This is a genomic window from Streptomyces sp. SCL15-4 (genome assembly GCF_033366695.1).
Taxonomy (GTDB): domain Bacteria; phylum Actinomycetota; class Actinomycetes; order Streptomycetales; family Streptomycetaceae; genus Streptomyces.
This window is the reverse complement of sequence record NZ_JAOBTQ010000001.1, coordinates 215,850-230,353: the sequence shown is the minus strand read 5'-3', so window position 1 is coordinate 230,353 and position 14,504 is coordinate 215,850. Positions and strand designations below refer to the sequence as shown.

Below are 14,504 nucleotides of genomic sequence, written 5' to 3'. Positions count from 1 at the left end.
CGGCACGGACTGCGGGAGATCGCGGAGCCGTTGATCCCGCCGAGGGTCCTCCAGGCCAGGTCGCGAGACCCGGCTCGTCGCAGGCCGCGCCGTGTCGCCGACGACTGAGGACCGTGTCAGCCTGGGGAGGGAAGGCATCTTCTTCCGCGCCCCGACTGCAGAGGGCAGGAGCAGCGTCATGACGAAGCCGGCCGATGACCTGCGGACTCTGGGCCGTGAGGCCTACGTCTACTTGTATCCGCTGGTGACGATGGACGTCACGCGCCAACAATGTGTGAGCGTGCCGGCGGGTCTCGAACCCGGGCTCGGGCCGCCCAACCAGTTCCACCATATCCGTGCGTTCCCGTCCGCGGACTTCCGTCTCGTGGTGCGCCCGAACTTCGACACCCTCTATTCCGCCGCCTGGCTGGACCTGACCCACGGACCGGTCGACGTGTCCGTACAGGACACCGAGGACAGGTACTTCCTGCTGCCCATGCTCGACATGTGGACGGACGTGTTCGCCGCGCCGGGCAAGCGCACGACGGGTACCGGCCCGCAGCGCTACACCCTTGTGGCGCCTGATGGCCAGGTCGCGGATCCCCAGGACGCCACGGTCATCCAGGCGCCGACGCCGTACGTATGGGTCATCGGCCGGACGCAGACCAACGGCGCCGACGACTACGGGTTCGTCAACGCGATCCAGGACGGCTACACGGTCACCCCGCGCACGCCGGCACCCGGTGAGCCGGAGCGGCACACCGAACCCGCGACCAAGGAGCCGCTCTCCTTCGTCAACGGGCTCAGCGCCGTCGAGTTCTTCCGCCGCGGCGCCGAGCTGCTGCGCGTGCACCCCCCACACGCCACGGACTTCTCCGTCCTGGCCCGCATCGCCGGTCTCGGTCTCGTCCCCGGGCGCTCCTTCATGGACGGCGGCTTCACCGCGGAGCAACTCGGAGAGATCCAGGCGGGCGTCGACGAGGCCCAACAGCAGATGCCGGCCGCCCGCACCTCGTTGGGACGGCAGGTCAACGGCTGGTCGGTCGTCACGGAGAACATCGGGGTCTACGGCAACGACTACCTCCAGCGCGCCGTCGTCAGCATGGTCGGGCTGGGCGCCAATCAGCCTGAAGACGCCGTTTATCCGGTTCTCGGCGTCGATGCCGACGGAGATCCGCTGGTGGGCGAGCGCGACTACGTGCTGCACTTCGACGCCGATGCCATGCCCCCGGTCTCCGCCTTCTGGTCGGTCACCATGTACGACGCGGCCGGCTTCCAGGCACCCAACGAGCTGAACCGCTTCGCGCTCGGCGACCGCGATCAACTGGGCTACAACGGCGACGGTTCCCTCGACATCCTCATCAGCCACGCCCGCCCCGGCACCGAACGCGAAGCCAACTGGCTTCCCGCGCCTACGGGCCCGCTGGGCGTCACACTGCGCCTGTACGCGCCCCGCCCGGAGGTCCTCGCCGGCCGCTGGGTGCCACCCGCTGTACGCAGAATCTGACGCCGACGCACGGCCGACCGCTCCAGCCGGAGCCCGGACCGGCCGGCGCGCATCACGAATGCGGCAGCCGCGGTGCGAGAGCATCGCCGCGGAGGAGCAGATGAACGAAGACGCGCCCGAGCAGGCCACCGCCAACACCGGCAGTCGAGCCCGCGACCACCTGGCCAACGAACGGACCTACCTCGCCTGGTTGCGCACGGGCATCAGCATGGCCGCTCTGGGCGTAGCAGTGGCCAAGTTCGCGCCGCACCGCGGAATCCATGCCGTCGCCGCCGGGGCGATCATGCTGCTCGCCGGACTCCTCATCAGCGGATACGGCACGATGCGCTACCGCTCGGTGGGCCGTCAGCTCGACCTCGGGCTCTACGCACCGGCCCGGCTCGGCCTGATCACCGCCAGCACAGTCATCACGTTGATGGCCATCATCGCCGTGCTGATCCTGATCTGACCGGCCGACCGCGCCACCCGTCCACGACGCCCCGGGCAGTTCGGCGATCAGGTCGAGCCACGCGGAGGTCTTGTCCGAACCGGCGAGGCACCGGCCGACGAGTGTCTGCCGCTCCCCGTCGGATCCCGGCGGGCGCTCGCGCGCCGGGAAGTACCCGACGGCCGGGCGTCAGGCGGTCTTGTGGCGGGCGCCGCCCTCGACGTGGATCGTTTCGCCGGAGACGAACCCCGCGCGCAGGAGCCACATCACCGTATCGACGACGTCGTCGGCCTCGCCGTGGCGTCCGACGAGGGTCCCGGCCGCGCTCTTGCCCAGCAAGGCGGTCTTGCCGTCACCGAGGCGGTCCCATGCGCCCGAGTCCACGACACCGGGCGAGACGGCATTGACGCGTACCGGCGCCAGATCCGCCGCCAGGTGGCGCGCGGCGTACTCGACCGCGCCGTTGGTGACTCCCTTGACGAGTGATCCCGGCCCGGGGCGCCAGCCGACGACACCGGAGAACAGCACCATCGATCCGGCCGGCCGCAGGACCGGCGCGAAATGCCTGGCCACCAGCATCGGGCCGATCACCTTCGCCGTGAACGCGGCCAGCAGCTTGTCGCGGTCCAACTCGGTGGCGCGGACGTCGTGCGGCGCCGAACCGGTCGTCACGATGTGGTCGATGCCGTCCTTCAGCCGTTGCGCCGCGGCCGCGAGCGTCGACTCCTCCTGCAGGTCGACCCGCACCGCCGTGGCGCCGATCTCGCTCGCCAGCCCCTCCGCCGCGGCCAGATCGCGGGCACCGACGACAACGTCGTACCCGTCCTTCGCCGCACGCCTCGCGATGGCCGCGCCGAGCGCCCGTGCACCGCCGATGACCAGGATCCGTTCCATGTCTCTGGCTCCTTCTCGTAGGATCGGGCGCAACGGTATGGATTTGATACCGGTATCTTCAACGGAACTGGGAGCGGCCATGGGCAAGGCGTACAACGTGATGGCGGCGACCTGCCCGAGCCGCACGGTGCTGCACCGTATCGGCGCCCGCTGGACCGTGTTCATCGTCAACGCCCTGGACGAAGGACCGCGCCGCTTCAGCGACTTGAAGGGCCATATCCGGGGCATCACCCCGAAGGTCCTGACCGAGACCCTGCGCTCCCTGGAAGCCGACGGTCTGGTCAGCCGCCACGAGTACGACGAGAACCCGCCCCGCGTCGAGTACGCCCTGACACCACTGGGCCGCTCTCTGCTCATCCCGCTGCGTGCCGTGCGGCTCTGGGCCGAAGAGCACGTCCCGGACATCGAGGCGGCCCGGGCCCGCCGGGCGGATCCGTGACCCGTGAGCCGGCCGCCGGCACGAAACCGGAGCGGCCAGGACCACCATTCTCGACGAGACCGTCCGCAGGATCGCCGGCCCGTCCGCTGCCCGGACGCACCTGGGCGCCCGAACTCCTCGGCGACGGAACGGACTTTCCTGCCGACGGACTCGTGGCAGGACCTGCGCCGGACGCGGGCCGACAGCGTCGCTTCCCGCGACACCTGACACCAACGCACACCGGTGGCCATGCGGCGGCCGACCGTACTCAGGCGGCTGCGTCGTCCGCGACGGCGACCTGTCCCGCACGGTCGGACAGCCGCCATGAGGGGTGCTCGGTGCGCGCGTCACCGGATCTGCTTAGCTGCCTCAATGAGCAACCCAACGTCCCCGTCGCAGCGGACCATTGATCCCGGTGAGCTGTTCCAGGATCCCTACGCCGTCTACGGTCGGCTGCGGGAGGAGGGACCGGTCCACCGGATCACCGGCACGGACGGCCTTCCCGCGTGGCTGGTCACACGGTACGACGACGTCCGTCAGGCGCTCGCCGATCCCCGGCTGTCCCTGGACAAGCACCACGCGACTCCGGGCGGCTACCGGGGCATGGCCCTGCCGCCCGCGCTGGACGCCAACCTCCTCAACATGGACCCGCCGGACCACACCCGTATCCGGCGCATGGTGGCCAAGGCTTTCACTCCACGGCACGTCGAAGCGCTCAGAGTACCGATCCGGCGCACCGCGGACCGGCTGCTCGACTCCCTGTCGGGACAGGACGAGGTCGACCTGATCCCCTCCTACGCCGCTCCGCTGCCGATCATCGTGATCTGCGACCTGCTCGGCGTGCCCGAGGCCCGACGCTCCGACTTCCGCGCCTGGACCGACGCCCTGTTCGCGCCCGACCCGACGCGGCCGGAACGGGCCAGGGAGGCGGTCGGCCGTCTGCTGTCCTTCTTCACCCGGCTGATCGCCGACAAGCGCGCCCGTCCGGCCGACGACCTGCTGTCGGCTCTGATCGCCGTACGCGACCAGGAAGACCGCCTCAGCGAGGACGAGCTGATGTCACTGGCCTTCCTCATCCTGGTCGCGGGGTACGAGAACACGGTGCACCTGATCGGCAACGCGGTCGCGGCACTGCTGGCCCACCCGGAGCAGCTCGCTGCGCTGCGGGCCGATGCCGGTCTGCTGGACCGGGCGATCGGTGAACTGGCGCGCTACGACGGTCCGGTGCCCCTGGCGATCCGCCGTTTCCCCACCGAGGACATCGTCATCGGTGGCGTCACCATCCCGGCCGGTGAGACGGTCCTGCTGTCGCTCGCCGCAGCGCACCGCGACCCGCGCCGCTTCACCGACCCCGACCGGCTGGACATCGGACGTGACGCCAGCGGGCACCTGGCCCTGGGACACGGCATCCACTACTGCCTCGGCGCCCCGCTCGCCCGGATGGAGACGGGCATCGCACTCACCGCGCTCTTCGACCGCTTCCCCGGCCTCTCGCTCGCCGTCCCCCCGCACGACCTGCGCCGACGACCGTCCATGCGCTCCCGCGGCCTGCTTGCGCTCCCCGTACGCCCAGCGGACCGGCCGGAGCGGTCCGACCGCCGCACTTCGGTTGGATGACCGATACCGGGACGGCGGGAGGGAAGAGGGGCCGGCCGCGTCGACGCGAAGGGTCTGCAAGGCGCGACATGTCAGACCGGCAGAAGGGCCACCGCTACCTCGTGGACCGCACGCTGGGCGCCGGCGCGGAGCAGTGGCAGCTCCTCGGGTGCGAGGTCGGAAGTGCGGGCGGAGACCGGTTGGGGCCTCGGCGAACACGGCCGCTGCCCGCTGGCCGTCCACGAAGGCCGGGCCGACTGCGTCCCCACAGACCGGCAGCCCGGCCTCACCCTGGACTGCCCGCATTGGTTCTGCGGGGGCCGCCGGAAGGCCTACCGGGATTACTATCACTGAGAGGGGCTGGGGCATCGCGTGACCGGCCGTGGTGGTCGTTCTCGCGTCGATGGGCGTGGATGCCGCCTGCGCGGCGGTGGCAGTACCCCCTGTCACCAGGGCGGCTCCCAGTGTGAGGCTGCTGAGCCACATGCGCGTACGCATGTGTGTACCCGTTTCCGTCGTGTGGGTGAGTACCGATCCGCGGAGCTGAAGGGGCGGCTGCGGAAGCCCACCCCAAGGGGCCCGGGAACAGCCGGGCCCCGGGCAGTGCCGTGTGCTTACGAGTCGGTGTCCACGTACAGCCCCCAGGCGCCCCGGCTGGAACTGTATGTAGGAGCAGTACCAGTAGCTGTAGGCGGAATTCGCTCCGTCGGCCTCGCACCTCGCCAGGCTGCTGGTGACGGCCACCGGGCTGAAGGTGGGGGGGGAAGCAGACCGCCCAAGCCACGACAGACGAGATCCCTAATCAGCCGGACGAGTGAACTGCCCCACGTCGGGCTTTCGGATCGGGCATGCTGGCGTACATGCCTGGAGAGCAGCACTGCGGTGCGTGCGGTGGGAGCGGAGTCACCGAACACACCGAGCACACGGTGGAGACGGACGCGCACGGCAACCAGACGCCCGTCGTCCGCTCGTGGACCGGGCCCTGCTCGACATGCCACGGCAGCGGCAGCAGCTAGCAGAGGAGACCACCTTATGCGACCGATCTACGTGTGCATCGGATGCGCGGCCACCTACCTGCCACCCGAGAACCCGTCGTCCGGCCCCGCCCCGTCGCCGGCGCACTGCTCCCGCCCCGACTGCCAGGCCGCCGCCCGGGAAGCCGTCGAATGGTCCGGGCTGTCCGAGGCGAAGCTCGGCGAGTTGGCCCGGCGCGCCGCCGGCCTGGAGGACGAGCCCCGTCGGCCGCGCGCGAGGCGCCGCGCGAGCACGGGGCGCCGCGCGGGTTCCTCCCCTGCGGGTGGCCGCGGCAAGCTCCGCTGAGGAGTGTCCGGCGGATCAAAGCCGATGCCTCAGCTCCGCCGAAGCCGGCCGCCTATCGCGGGCGGCAGGCCCGGGGCGAGGACGTCGGCGTGCCGCACGACGAGGCCTACCGGCGCGCCGGAGTAAGCCCGCGTTCACCCAGCCTGCCAGGTAGCCCGCCGACGAAGCGGGAGATGGCGGCTCGCCTTCGCTGCGATCCTTCGACGGTCAGTCTCGCCGCGGAGAAACTCCAGAGCATGGGACTCGTTGCCCGCGCTGCTTACGAAAATGCGATGGCGGCACCAGAGTTCCAGCGGAGCTCAACCGCGAAGGCCACGGTCGGCAACGCCATGACGCTCGCCGACGGCGGCTACCCGGACACCGGCCTGGTGATGCCGCACCGGCGCCGCGCAGGCGAGGAAGATCCTGCGCGACTGCCGCTTGCGGTGTGACGGCCTACTTCGCATCGTCCGGCTGTACCAACCGCAACCTGGTCTTCAGACCGCCGGAACGCTTGGTGCCGATCCGGCGACTCGCCCCGGACGGTCCTGGTCGCACCGCCTGACGCCTCGGCCCCGCGGACCGTCTTCGCTCAGTCGACCCGCAACGGGATCGCGCGCAGGCCGCGCACGGATCCCGGCCGGCGCTCCAGCTCCGCCGCCGGGACGGCCAGGCGCAGGCGGGGGTAGCGGCGCAGCGCGGTGGCTATCACGATCTCCACCTCCAGGGAGGCGAGGCGTGCTCCCACGCAGTAGTGCAGTCCGTGGCCGAATCCCAGCGAACGCGCCGTGAACGACCGTCCGATGTCGAACGTCGCCGGGTCCGGCCAGCGCTCGGGGTCGCGGTTGGCGGAGGCGGTGCCGACAATGACGTAGGAGCCCTTGGGGATGGTCGTGCCGCCGATCTCCACGTCTTCCAGGGCGTAGCGGCTCAGTCCCGGCGTGACCGGACCGTCGTACCGCATCGTCTCCTCGATCACGGCCGGGATGAGGCCGAAGTCGGCTCGTACGGCGGCGAGTTGGTCAGGGTGCTGCAACAGCGCGACCAGGGCGTTGCCGATCAGTTGTGCGGAGGGTTCGTAGCCGCCGAAGAGGACGATCCCGACCATGCTGACGAGTTCGTCCTCCGTCAGGCGTTCGCCGTCCGCCTCGGCGGTGACGAGGGCGCTGATGAGGTCGGCCTGCGGCGTGACGCGGCGGGCGTCGATCAGTTCGCGTACGTAGGCGTCGAACTCGTCGAGAGCCGCGACGACGCGCAGGGCGGTCTCGTCGTCGGGGATATGGCCGCCGACCACGGAGGCGGCGGTGCGGAAGAGTCCGGTGTCGGTGGCCGGCACGCCCAGCAGCTCGCAGATCACCGCGATGGGCAGCCGGTTCGCCACCGTTTCGACCAGGTCGAACTCGGGCGCGTCTCCCAGCGCGTCGAACAGTTCGTCCGCGCTGTGCTGGATGCGGTCGCGCAGCCCCTCGACGCGCCTCGCGCTGAACCCCCGGACGATGAGCTTGCGCAGGCGGTCGTGGTCCGGCGGGTCGAGGTTGGCCATCGCGCGGCCGAGGAGCTGCGTGGTACGCAGGCTGACCTGGGCGCGCGGCGGCAGCGGCTCGGGCGGCAGGCTCTGCTGGAGACCGCGGCCGAGTTCGTTGCTCAGCCTGAGGTCCTCAAGGGCCTGGATCACGTCGTCATGGCGTGTGACGAGCCAGCGTTCGGCGCCGTTGGGCAGCGTGACCAGGTGCACCGGGCCTTCGGTCCGCAGCCGGTCGAGGGCGGGGAAGGGGTCCTGGACGAAGTCGGGCCCGAGGGTGTGGTCGGCGTCGGGGACGCCTGCCAGATGCGGGCAGCAGCGCTGTGCGGGCGAGGTCATCGGCATCCTTCGTTCGTTCGTCATGCGTCGGGGGAGTCGGGGTGCGGAGGTCGTGGGTCATGGCCGGGGCGGGGCGGTATGGGAACCGGCGGGCCGGTTTCACGGGGCGCTTCCGCCGCCGTCTCCCGACGGGGCCGGCGGGCGCCGAGGACGAAGCACACGGCGCCCAGGACCTGACACAAGGTGAGCCAGGCGAACACGGTGTGCGGCGACAGGCTCTCCGCCGCCGCTCCGCTGGCGACCAGACCGACGCTTCCGCCGGTCAGTCCGAGGGCGGCGATCAGGGTGAGCGCCGTCGACCGCAGCGGGGCCGGGATGCGCGCGGTGCGCACGGCCGCGATCGGTCCGTTGGACAGACCGTTGAGCAGCCCGGCGGTGAACAGGACGGCGGCGAGTCCGGGCGCGTTCAGCGGCAGCAGCAGGAGGAAGAAGGCCGCGGTCTGGCCGATCCTGCCGAGGACCGACAGCCGGGTCGGGGAGAGGCGTCGCAGTGCCCGTCCGACGAGCAGGGTGCCGCCGAGCGCTCCGCCGCCGAAGGCGCCGAGCAACAGACCGGCCAGGGTGGCCGTGCCGCCGTACTGCTCGCGGGCGAGGACCGGCAACAGGACGAACAGGGCCTGCCACGCCGTTTCGGTCAGGACCTGTCCGATGGTCCAGCAGCTCAGCAGCCGGTCGCGTCGCAGCACATGCACCGCGGCCCGGGTGTTCCGGCGGGCGGTCGGGACCGGCGGGGCGAGGCCGCGAGGGACACGGAAACCGAGGATCAGCGCGGAGACCAGATAGGTGCCGGCGTCCAGGAGCAGGACGGACGGCGCGCCGAGCCAGCTCACGAGCAGTCCGGAGACGGGCGGGGCGATCAGGATGGCGAGGCGGGTCGCGCCCTGGAGGTTGGCGTTGGCCTGGCTGAGCAGTTTCTCGTCCTCGCCGGCGAGGAAGGGCAGCAACGCCTGCTGACTCGCGGTGTAGGGAGCGAAGAAGGAGCCGATGGCGAACAGCAGGAGCATGATCAGCGGCAGTGGCAGCAGACCGGCCTGATGCAGCAGCGGCACCAGCGCCACCAGCAGGGCACGGCTGTAGTCGGATGCCACCAGCACCCGGCGAGGGCCGAGGCGTCCGCTCAGCGCGGCCCCCAGGACACCGAAGAGGGCGACGGCGATCATCTGGGCCGCCATCACCACGCCCATGTCCGCCGCCGAACCCGTGCTCTCCAGGACGAACCAGGGCATGGCCACGGCGCTCAGCTGCGAGCCGCTCATGGAGAGCACTTCGGCGACCAGCACCGAGCGGAGCACGCCGCGCGATGCGCTGGTGCGCGGTGGCGACATCAGCCGTCACTCCCTCGGACGCCGCCCCGGCCGTCCCGGCCGCGCGAGCCCCGGTTCGCCATCGCCCGGCGAGCCCGCGCCGCGCGGTCGCGGAGCCCGTCGGCGGGCGCGGCGGGCTGGGTTTGGGAAGCCGTGAGGAACCGTGCCAGAGCGGCGACCGTGGTGTGCTCGTAGAGCGCGGTCAGCGTCAGGGTGGCGAACCCGCGCCCGCTGAGCGAGGTGTGCAGCCGGGTGAGCAGGAGGGAGTTGCCTCCCAGGTCGAAGAAGTTGTCGTGCACGCCGATCTCGTCGCGGCCCAGGACTTCGGCCCAGGCGGCCGTGATCCGACGCTCCGTGTCGTCACGCGGGGCGGTCCGTTCGGCGGCCACCGGCAGGTCCTCGCGGCGCGGCTGCGGCAGCCGCGCGGTGTCGACCTTCCCGCTGGCGTTCAGGGGCAGCCGGTCCAGCCAGACGTACGCCTCGGGGACCGAGTGGGCGGGCAGCCGGGACCGCAAGTCGTCCAGCAGTTCGGCGCGGTCGGGCCGCTGTCCCGCCGGTGACGCGGCGACGAGGTAGGCGACCAGCTGGGGCGTGCGGGCCGGGTCGCCGTGCACGAGGGCGGAGGACACCGCGGGGTGCCGCAGCAGCGCCGCCTCGATCTCGCCCGGTTCGATCCGGTGCCCCCGGACCTTCAGCTGCCGGTCCATCCGGCCCAGGTACTCGACCGTACCGTCCGGCAGCCACCGGCCTCGGTCCCCGGTGCGGTAGCCCGGGCCGGCCGGACCGTGGAAGCGCTCCGTCGTCGACTCCGGCCGCCGCCAGTAGCCGGCCGCGACGCCCGCGCCCCGCAGGAAGATCTCTCCGGGCACTCCGACGGCGCAGCGCCGCCCCGCCGGGTCCAGGATCTCGGCCCGGGTTCCGGCGATGGGCCGTCCGATGGTGTTCAACGGCCCGGTGGCACCGCCGGAGAGGTCGTGAGTGAGCGCGATCACGGTCGACTCGGTGGGACCGTAGGCGTTGCGTATCCGGTACGGAGTGCCGGCGGGCGGCTTCCTCGTCAGGGCGGCGGCACCGACGATCAGCTGGCGCAGCCGCGGCAGTGCCGCCCCGGAGGCCCACAGCGCTTCCGCGAGTGGTGTGGCGAGCAGGACGACGGAGACGCGCCGCCGGGTGAGCCAGTCCGCGATGTCGTCGGCGGCCGGTGTTCCCTCGTGGGGGACGACGCAGCCGCCGGAGGCGAGGGCGGACCACACGTCCCACTGGGTGGCGTCGAAGGAGACTCCCAGGAGGTGCCCGGTCCGGTCTCCGGGGCCCAGGCCGAACGACTGCCGTCCCCACGAGGCGAGCTGGGCCAGGCTGCGGTGGCGGACGACGACGCCCTTCGGCCTGCCCGTCGTACCGGAGGTGTAGACGATGTACGCCGCCGCCTGCGCCGAGGCCAGGTGCGGGCCGACGGCGTCCGTCCCGGTCGGCTCCGGCTCCTGTTCCGGCCGGCCGGCCGCGGCATCCGGCACGTCCAGGACCGGGAGGCCGGCCGTGGCCGGGTGCGCGGCGCCGGAGGGGCCGTCGGTGATCACGGCGCACGCGCCCAGGTCGTCGAGCAGCTCGCCCACCCGGGCCGCCGGGACGTCCGGGTCGAGAGGGCAGAAGGCGGCGCCCGCGTACCAGGCGGCGAGCATCGCGACGACAAGGTCCTCGCCCCGGCGCAGCAGCACGGCCACCACCGGGTCGTCGGCCGGGCACAGCGGCCGCAGGCGCGCGGCGAGGGCCAGTGCGCGCCGGTGCAGTCCGGCATAGGTGAGGACGCCTCGCGCGGTGTCCACAGCCGGTGCGTCGGGCGTCTCGCGGACCCAGCGGCCGAGCAGTTCCGGGACGGTGGTCGTCGGGCCGGCCTCGCCGCCGTTCTCCCAGGCGTCCAGACGGGCCAGCTCCGCGGCGTCGCCCGCCACGAGGTCGAGGGTGTCGAGGCGGCTGTCGAGGGTTTCCGGCAGCCGGGCCAGCAGTCGCCCGAACAGCGTCGCCAACTGGACGATGTCGGCCCGGTGGGCGTGGTCGCCGCGGTAGGAGAAGGCCGCCTCAAGGGTGTCACCGGAGAGCGTCAGCACCACGGTCAGTCCGAATTTGGCCCGGTAATCGGCGTCCTGTGAGGACAGCGGGAGTCTGACCAGCGTGGCCCCGCCCAGCCCGGGCGGCTCGGCGGGGACGGTCTCCAGGCTCAGGGTCACGTCGGCGTACGGGGTGTGACCGGGCCGGCGCGGCGGGTTCAGCCGCTCCACCACCTTCTCGAAGGGGATGCCGCTGTGCTGGTAGGCGTCGAGGACTTCGTCGCGCAGGCTGACGAGCAGGTCCCGCAGCGTCGCGTCGGCGGCGGGGCGCGAGCGCAGCACCACGGTGTTGAGACACGGCCCGATCAGCGCCGCGAAGCGCGGGTCGTCGCGCTGCGCGAGCGGGGTGCCCAGGACGACGTCGTCCCGGCCGGTCCAGCGGTGCAGTACGGCGGCCAGCGCCGTCGCCGCGAGCTGGTAGAGGGTGCAGACCTGGTCCCGCTGGACGCGGCGCAGCCGGGCGGCCAGGCCCGCGGGCAAGGGAACGGTCACGGTGCCGTTGCCCTCGGGGTCCGGCCCGGAGGGCGAGAGATCCAGGTAGGCGGGCGCCCCGGCGAGGTGGTCCGTCCAGTACGCCAGCTCGGCGGCCCGTCGCCCGGTGCCGCCGCTGTCCTGCGCGGCGACGAAGTCCCGGTACTGTGCGCGGCCGTCGCGTATACCGGCCACCGCCGGGAGAGGATGGTGGCCGGGTGCCGGGCCGTCGCCGGATGCCTCCGCGTAGCAGTCGGCCAGCTCCCGCAGGAAGATCCCGGCGGACTCGCCGTCCCACACCAGGTGGTGCAGGCAGACGAAGAGCACCTGCCCCTCGGGTCCGCCCGTCTCCAGCAGCGCGGCGGTCAGCAGCCGGCCCGACGCCGGGTCGAACGGTTCGCCGGCGGCCCGGCCCAGCCACGCGTGCAGCGCGTCCTGCGGGGCGGTGTCCGCGCGCAGGTCGACCCGGTCCACCCGGGGAATCCAGGGCCCGCCGATCCGCTGCCACAGGGCGCCTTCGCGTTCCTCGAACCGGGTGCGCAGGATCTCGAACCGTGCCACCAGCAGCGCGAGGGCACGCCGCAAGGTGTCGGCGTCGAGCGGCGGGCCGGTCACCCGCCAGGCCAGCGGCACGTTGTACGCGGCGACGGAGTCCATCCGTTCCGCGAGCCAGATCCGCTGCTGGAATGCCGAGGCCGGGACCACCACCTCCTCCTCCGGCTCCGGGGCGCCGGACGGGCGGCCCTGGGTGGTGTGGTCGGGGACCGTCATGGCAACTGCTCCTTCGTCGAGTACGTGTCAGCACGGCGGATGACGCCGCTCCCTCGTCAGACCAGGTCCGTGGAGAGCGGGTGGGGCCCGGCGCCGGAGAGCCAGCTCGTGCTCTGCCCGGCGTAGTCGGCGCTGCCGTCGTCGGAGGTGGCATCCCGCAGTTGCCGCAGGTGTCCGGCCAAGCGGTGCCGGGCCGCCGCGCAGTACAGGTCGGCCAGGCGCTGGCCGTCCTCGGCCGCCGGCGCGGCGGTCCGTGTCATGCCGGAGGCGCGAGCCAGGACGACCGCCATGGTGAAGAGTTCACCGGAGATCTGGGAGAGCAGGACCAGCGCGCGCTGCCGGGCGGCGAGCTGGGACCGGTCCGGATGGCGGCGGGCCAGCTCCCGGCACGTCAGCCCGAAGAGGCGGGTCTCCTCGACGACCGCGGCGAGATGAGCGCGGTTGCGGTCGGTCAGGTCGGCGTCCAGGAGGCTCGCGTCCGGGGCGTCCGGGGCCTCGGGTTCGTCGGGCTCCGGGTAGTAGTACGACAGGATGTTGCGGCCCGCGAGCCAGTAGTCGATCAAGAAGTCCACGCCGCCGGAGATCCGCATGTTGCGTACGTCGCGGACAGCCTGTTCCACCGGAACCGCCGGTGCACCGCGGCGCTTCTTGCTCGCCGCGGTCTCGTAACCCTCGGCCGCCATGAGGGAGAGGGTCCGGTCGGCCACGCGGTCGGCGAGGACGGAGGCGATGTTCTTCGCGATGTTCTGTTCGAAGGCCGTGTTGCGGCCCAGGTCCTGGTCCTCGTTGAGCAGGGCGGCGCGGGCGACGCTCTCCACGGCGAAGGTCTCCGCGAGCGAGTCGGCGAGCCTGCGCTGGATCTCCTCGTACTCCCCGAGCGGGCGCCCGTCCACCACCCGGCGGTTGACGAACTGCCGTGACCACCGGCAGCACAGCTTCGCCACGGCCAGTGACGGCGCCACGATCATGTGCAGCCGTCCCCGGGTGACGAGCCGTGAGACGGCGGGGGTCAGGCGGGCCTGCCCGTTCCCCTCCTCCAGCAGCCGGTGCGAGGCGGGCACCCGGACGTTGTCCAAGGTGATCGAGCCGTTGGGGAAGCCGTGGATGCCGGAGAACTCGTGCCACTGCCCACGCGAGAACCCCGGGGTGTCGGCCTCCACGAAGAAGACCTGGTTGGTGGCGGTGCCGTTCTCCCGGACGGTCGCGGTCACACTGAACAGCGTGCCGACAGGCGCGTGCCCGACGAATATCTTGTGGCCGTCGAGCACATACGCCGCCCCGCCGTCGACCGGGACGGCGGTGGTGGCCCGGTGCTGGTTGGCGGCGCCGCCGGGTTCGGTGTCGGCGGTACCGGACAGGCCGCCGAGCTTCTGGTGCCGGTGCAGCAGGTCTTTCAGCGGCCCGTCCGGCACCACCGGCCAGAAGGCGGGTGTGCCGACCGAGTTCTCGATGCCCATCACCAGGGCGACCGGGAAGCAGTGGCTCGCGGCGGCCTGCACGACCCGGAACACGTTGAAGTGCGACAGGCCCAGGCCGCCGAGCGACGGGTCGAGCTGAAGGCTCAGGTAGCCCCGGGACCGCAGCAGCGGGTACAGGCTCTCGGGGAGCCGTCCCGATGCCTCCACCGCGGCGGGGTCGACGTGCTCGCGCAGGAAGGCCCCCAGTCCGGCGACGGCCCGGTCGCCGGCCGCGCGGTCGGCCGCATCCTGCTCGGCGAAGGGGTGGATCAGGTCCCAGCGGAAGCGGCCCTGGTACAGCTCCTCCAGGAAGCTGGGGCGGTCGGGGTCGGACGAGAAGTTGCGCGGCTGGGCAGGACGGTGTCGCACCATGGGCAAGCCAATCGGGGTGGGGGGTGTAGGAGACGGGGACTGC

Annotated in this window: 11 protein-coding genes and 1 pseudogene; 7 read left to right on the top strand and 5 right to left on the bottom strand. The window is 72.2% G+C overall.

From position 1 onward, the window contains the following. Positions 1 to 178 precede the first annotated feature (178 nt). Positions 179 to 1,486, top strand: coding sequence for a DUF1254 domain-containing protein (locus SCK26_RS01060; RefSeq protein ID WP_318199304.1), 1,308 nt, complete (start codon positions 179 to 181; stop codon positions 1,484 to 1,486). A 100-nt stretch (positions 1,487 to 1,586) separates the two neighbouring features. After that, positions 1,587 to 1,934, top strand: a complete 348-nt coding sequence (locus SCK26_RS01055) for a DUF202 domain-containing protein (RefSeq protein WP_318199303.1) — start codon at positions 1,587 to 1,589, stop codon at positions 1,932 to 1,934. Between the two features lie 168 nt (positions 1,935 to 2,102). Here SCK26_RS01055 and SCK26_RS01050 read toward each other — a convergent pair whose 3' ends face one another. Then, positions 2,103 to 2,888: an SDR family NAD(P)-dependent oxidoreductase gene (locus tag SCK26_RS01050; RefSeq protein WP_318199302.1), complete on the bottom strand. Its 786-nt coding sequence runs from the start codon at positions 2,886 to 2,888 to the stop codon at positions 2,103 to 2,105. Between SCK26_RS01050 and SCK26_RS01045 the strand changes: the two genes are divergently transcribed. The 5 genes and pseudogenes from SCK26_RS01045 to SCK26_RS37900 all read left to right on the top strand — a co-directional run. Further along, positions 2,887 to 3,246 carry a helix-turn-helix domain-containing protein gene (locus SCK26_RS01045; RefSeq protein ID WP_318199301.1) on the top strand — a complete coding sequence of 120 codons (360 nt, stop codon included), beginning with the start codon at positions 2,887 to 2,889 and terminating at the stop codon, positions 3,244 to 3,246. The genes SCK26_RS01050 and SCK26_RS01045 overlap by 2 nt on opposite strands. 351 nt (positions 3,247 to 3,597) lie before the next feature. Next, a complete protein-coding gene (locus SCK26_RS01040) occupies positions 3,598 to 4,842 on the top strand; it encodes a cytochrome P450 (protein WP_318199300.1) in 1,245 nt (414 codons plus the stop codon). Positions 4,843 to 5,681: 839 nt separating this feature from the next. Then, on the top strand, positions 5,682 to 5,837 hold the full coding sequence (locus SCK26_RS01035) for a hypothetical protein (protein WP_318199299.1): 156 nt from the start codon (positions 5,682 to 5,684) through the stop codon (positions 5,835 to 5,837). A gap of 16 nt (positions 5,838 to 5,853) precedes the next feature. Next, positions 5,854 to 6,141, top strand: coding sequence for a hypothetical protein (locus tag SCK26_RS01030; protein WP_318199298.1), 288 nt, complete (start codon positions 5,854 to 5,856; stop codon positions 6,139 to 6,141). A 299-nt stretch (positions 6,142 to 6,440) separates the two neighbouring features. Further along, positions 6,441 to 6,545 (top strand): annotated as a pseudogene (locus SCK26_RS37900) (IS5/IS1182 family transposase); the annotation flags it as partial. 167 nt (positions 6,546 to 6,712) lie between these two features. On the opposite strand, the gene SCK26_RS01020 reads toward SCK26_RS37900, so the two are convergent. The 4 genes from SCK26_RS01020 to SCK26_RS01005 are packed head-to-tail and all read right to left on the bottom strand — an operon-like array spanning position 6,713 to position 14,461. After that, positions 6,713 to 7,981: a cytochrome P450 gene (locus tag SCK26_RS01020; RefSeq protein ID WP_318199297.1), complete on the bottom strand. Its 1,269-nt coding sequence runs from the start codon at positions 7,979 to 7,981 to the stop codon at positions 6,713 to 6,715. 20 nt (positions 7,982 to 8,001) lie between these two features. Then, a complete protein-coding gene (locus SCK26_RS01015) occupies positions 8,002 to 9,306 on the bottom strand; it encodes an MFS transporter (RefSeq protein ID WP_318199296.1) in 1,305 nt (434 codons plus the stop codon). Next, positions 9,306 to 12,632 carry an amino acid adenylation domain-containing protein gene (locus SCK26_RS01010; protein WP_318199295.1) on the bottom strand — a complete coding sequence of 1,109 codons (3,327 nt, stop codon included), beginning with the start codon at positions 12,630 to 12,632 and terminating at the stop codon, positions 9,306 to 9,308. The genes SCK26_RS01015 and SCK26_RS01010 overlap by 1 nt, the downstream gene beginning before the upstream one ends. Positions 12,633 to 12,688: 56 nt before the next feature. Then, positions 12,689 to 14,461 carry an acyl-CoA dehydrogenase family protein gene (locus SCK26_RS01005; protein ID WP_318199294.1) on the bottom strand — a complete coding sequence of 591 codons (1,773 nt, stop codon included), beginning with the start codon at positions 14,459 to 14,461 and terminating at the stop codon, positions 12,689 to 12,691. Positions 14,462 to 14,504: the final 43 nt, after the last annotated feature.

Coding starts and splice junctions, on each gene's coding strand:
- SCK26_RS01060 (WP_318199304.1), top strand. CDS start 179: ATGACGAAGCCGGCCGATGACCTGCGGACTCTGGGCCGTGAGGCCTAC.
- SCK26_RS01055 (WP_318199303.1), top strand. CDS start 1,587: ATGAACGAAGACGCGCCCGAGCAGGCCACCGCCAACACCGGCAGTCGA.
- SCK26_RS01045 (WP_318199301.1), top strand. CDS start 2,887: ATGGGCAAGGCGTACAACGTGATGGCGGCGACCTGCCCGAGCCGCACG.
- SCK26_RS01050 (WP_318199302.1), bottom strand. CDS start 2,888: ATGGCCGCTCCCAGTTCCGTTGAAGATACCGGTATCAAATCCATACCG.
- SCK26_RS01040 (WP_318199300.1), top strand. CDS start 3,598: ATGAGCAACCCAACGTCCCCGTCGCAGCGGACCATTGATCCCGGTGAG.
- SCK26_RS01035 (WP_318199299.1), top strand. CDS start 5,682: ATGCCTGGAGAGCAGCACTGCGGTGCGTGCGGTGGGAGCGGAGTCACC.
- SCK26_RS01030 (WP_318199298.1), top strand. CDS start 5,854: ATGCGACCGATCTACGTGTGCATCGGATGCGCGGCCACCTACCTGCCA.
- SCK26_RS01020 (WP_318199297.1), bottom strand. CDS start 7,981: ATGACCTCGCCCGCACAGCGCTGCTGCCCGCATCTGGCAGGCGTCCCC.
- SCK26_RS01015 (WP_318199296.1), bottom strand. CDS start 9,306: ATGTCGCCACCGCGCACCAGCGCATCGCGCGGCGTGCTCCGCTCGGTG.
- SCK26_RS01010 (WP_318199295.1), bottom strand. CDS start 12,632: ATGACGGTCCCCGACCACACCACCCAGGGCCGCCCGTCCGGCGCCCCG.
- SCK26_RS01005 (WP_318199294.1), bottom strand. CDS start 14,461: ATGGTGCGACACCGTCCTGCCCAGCCGCGCAACTTCTCGTCCGACCCC.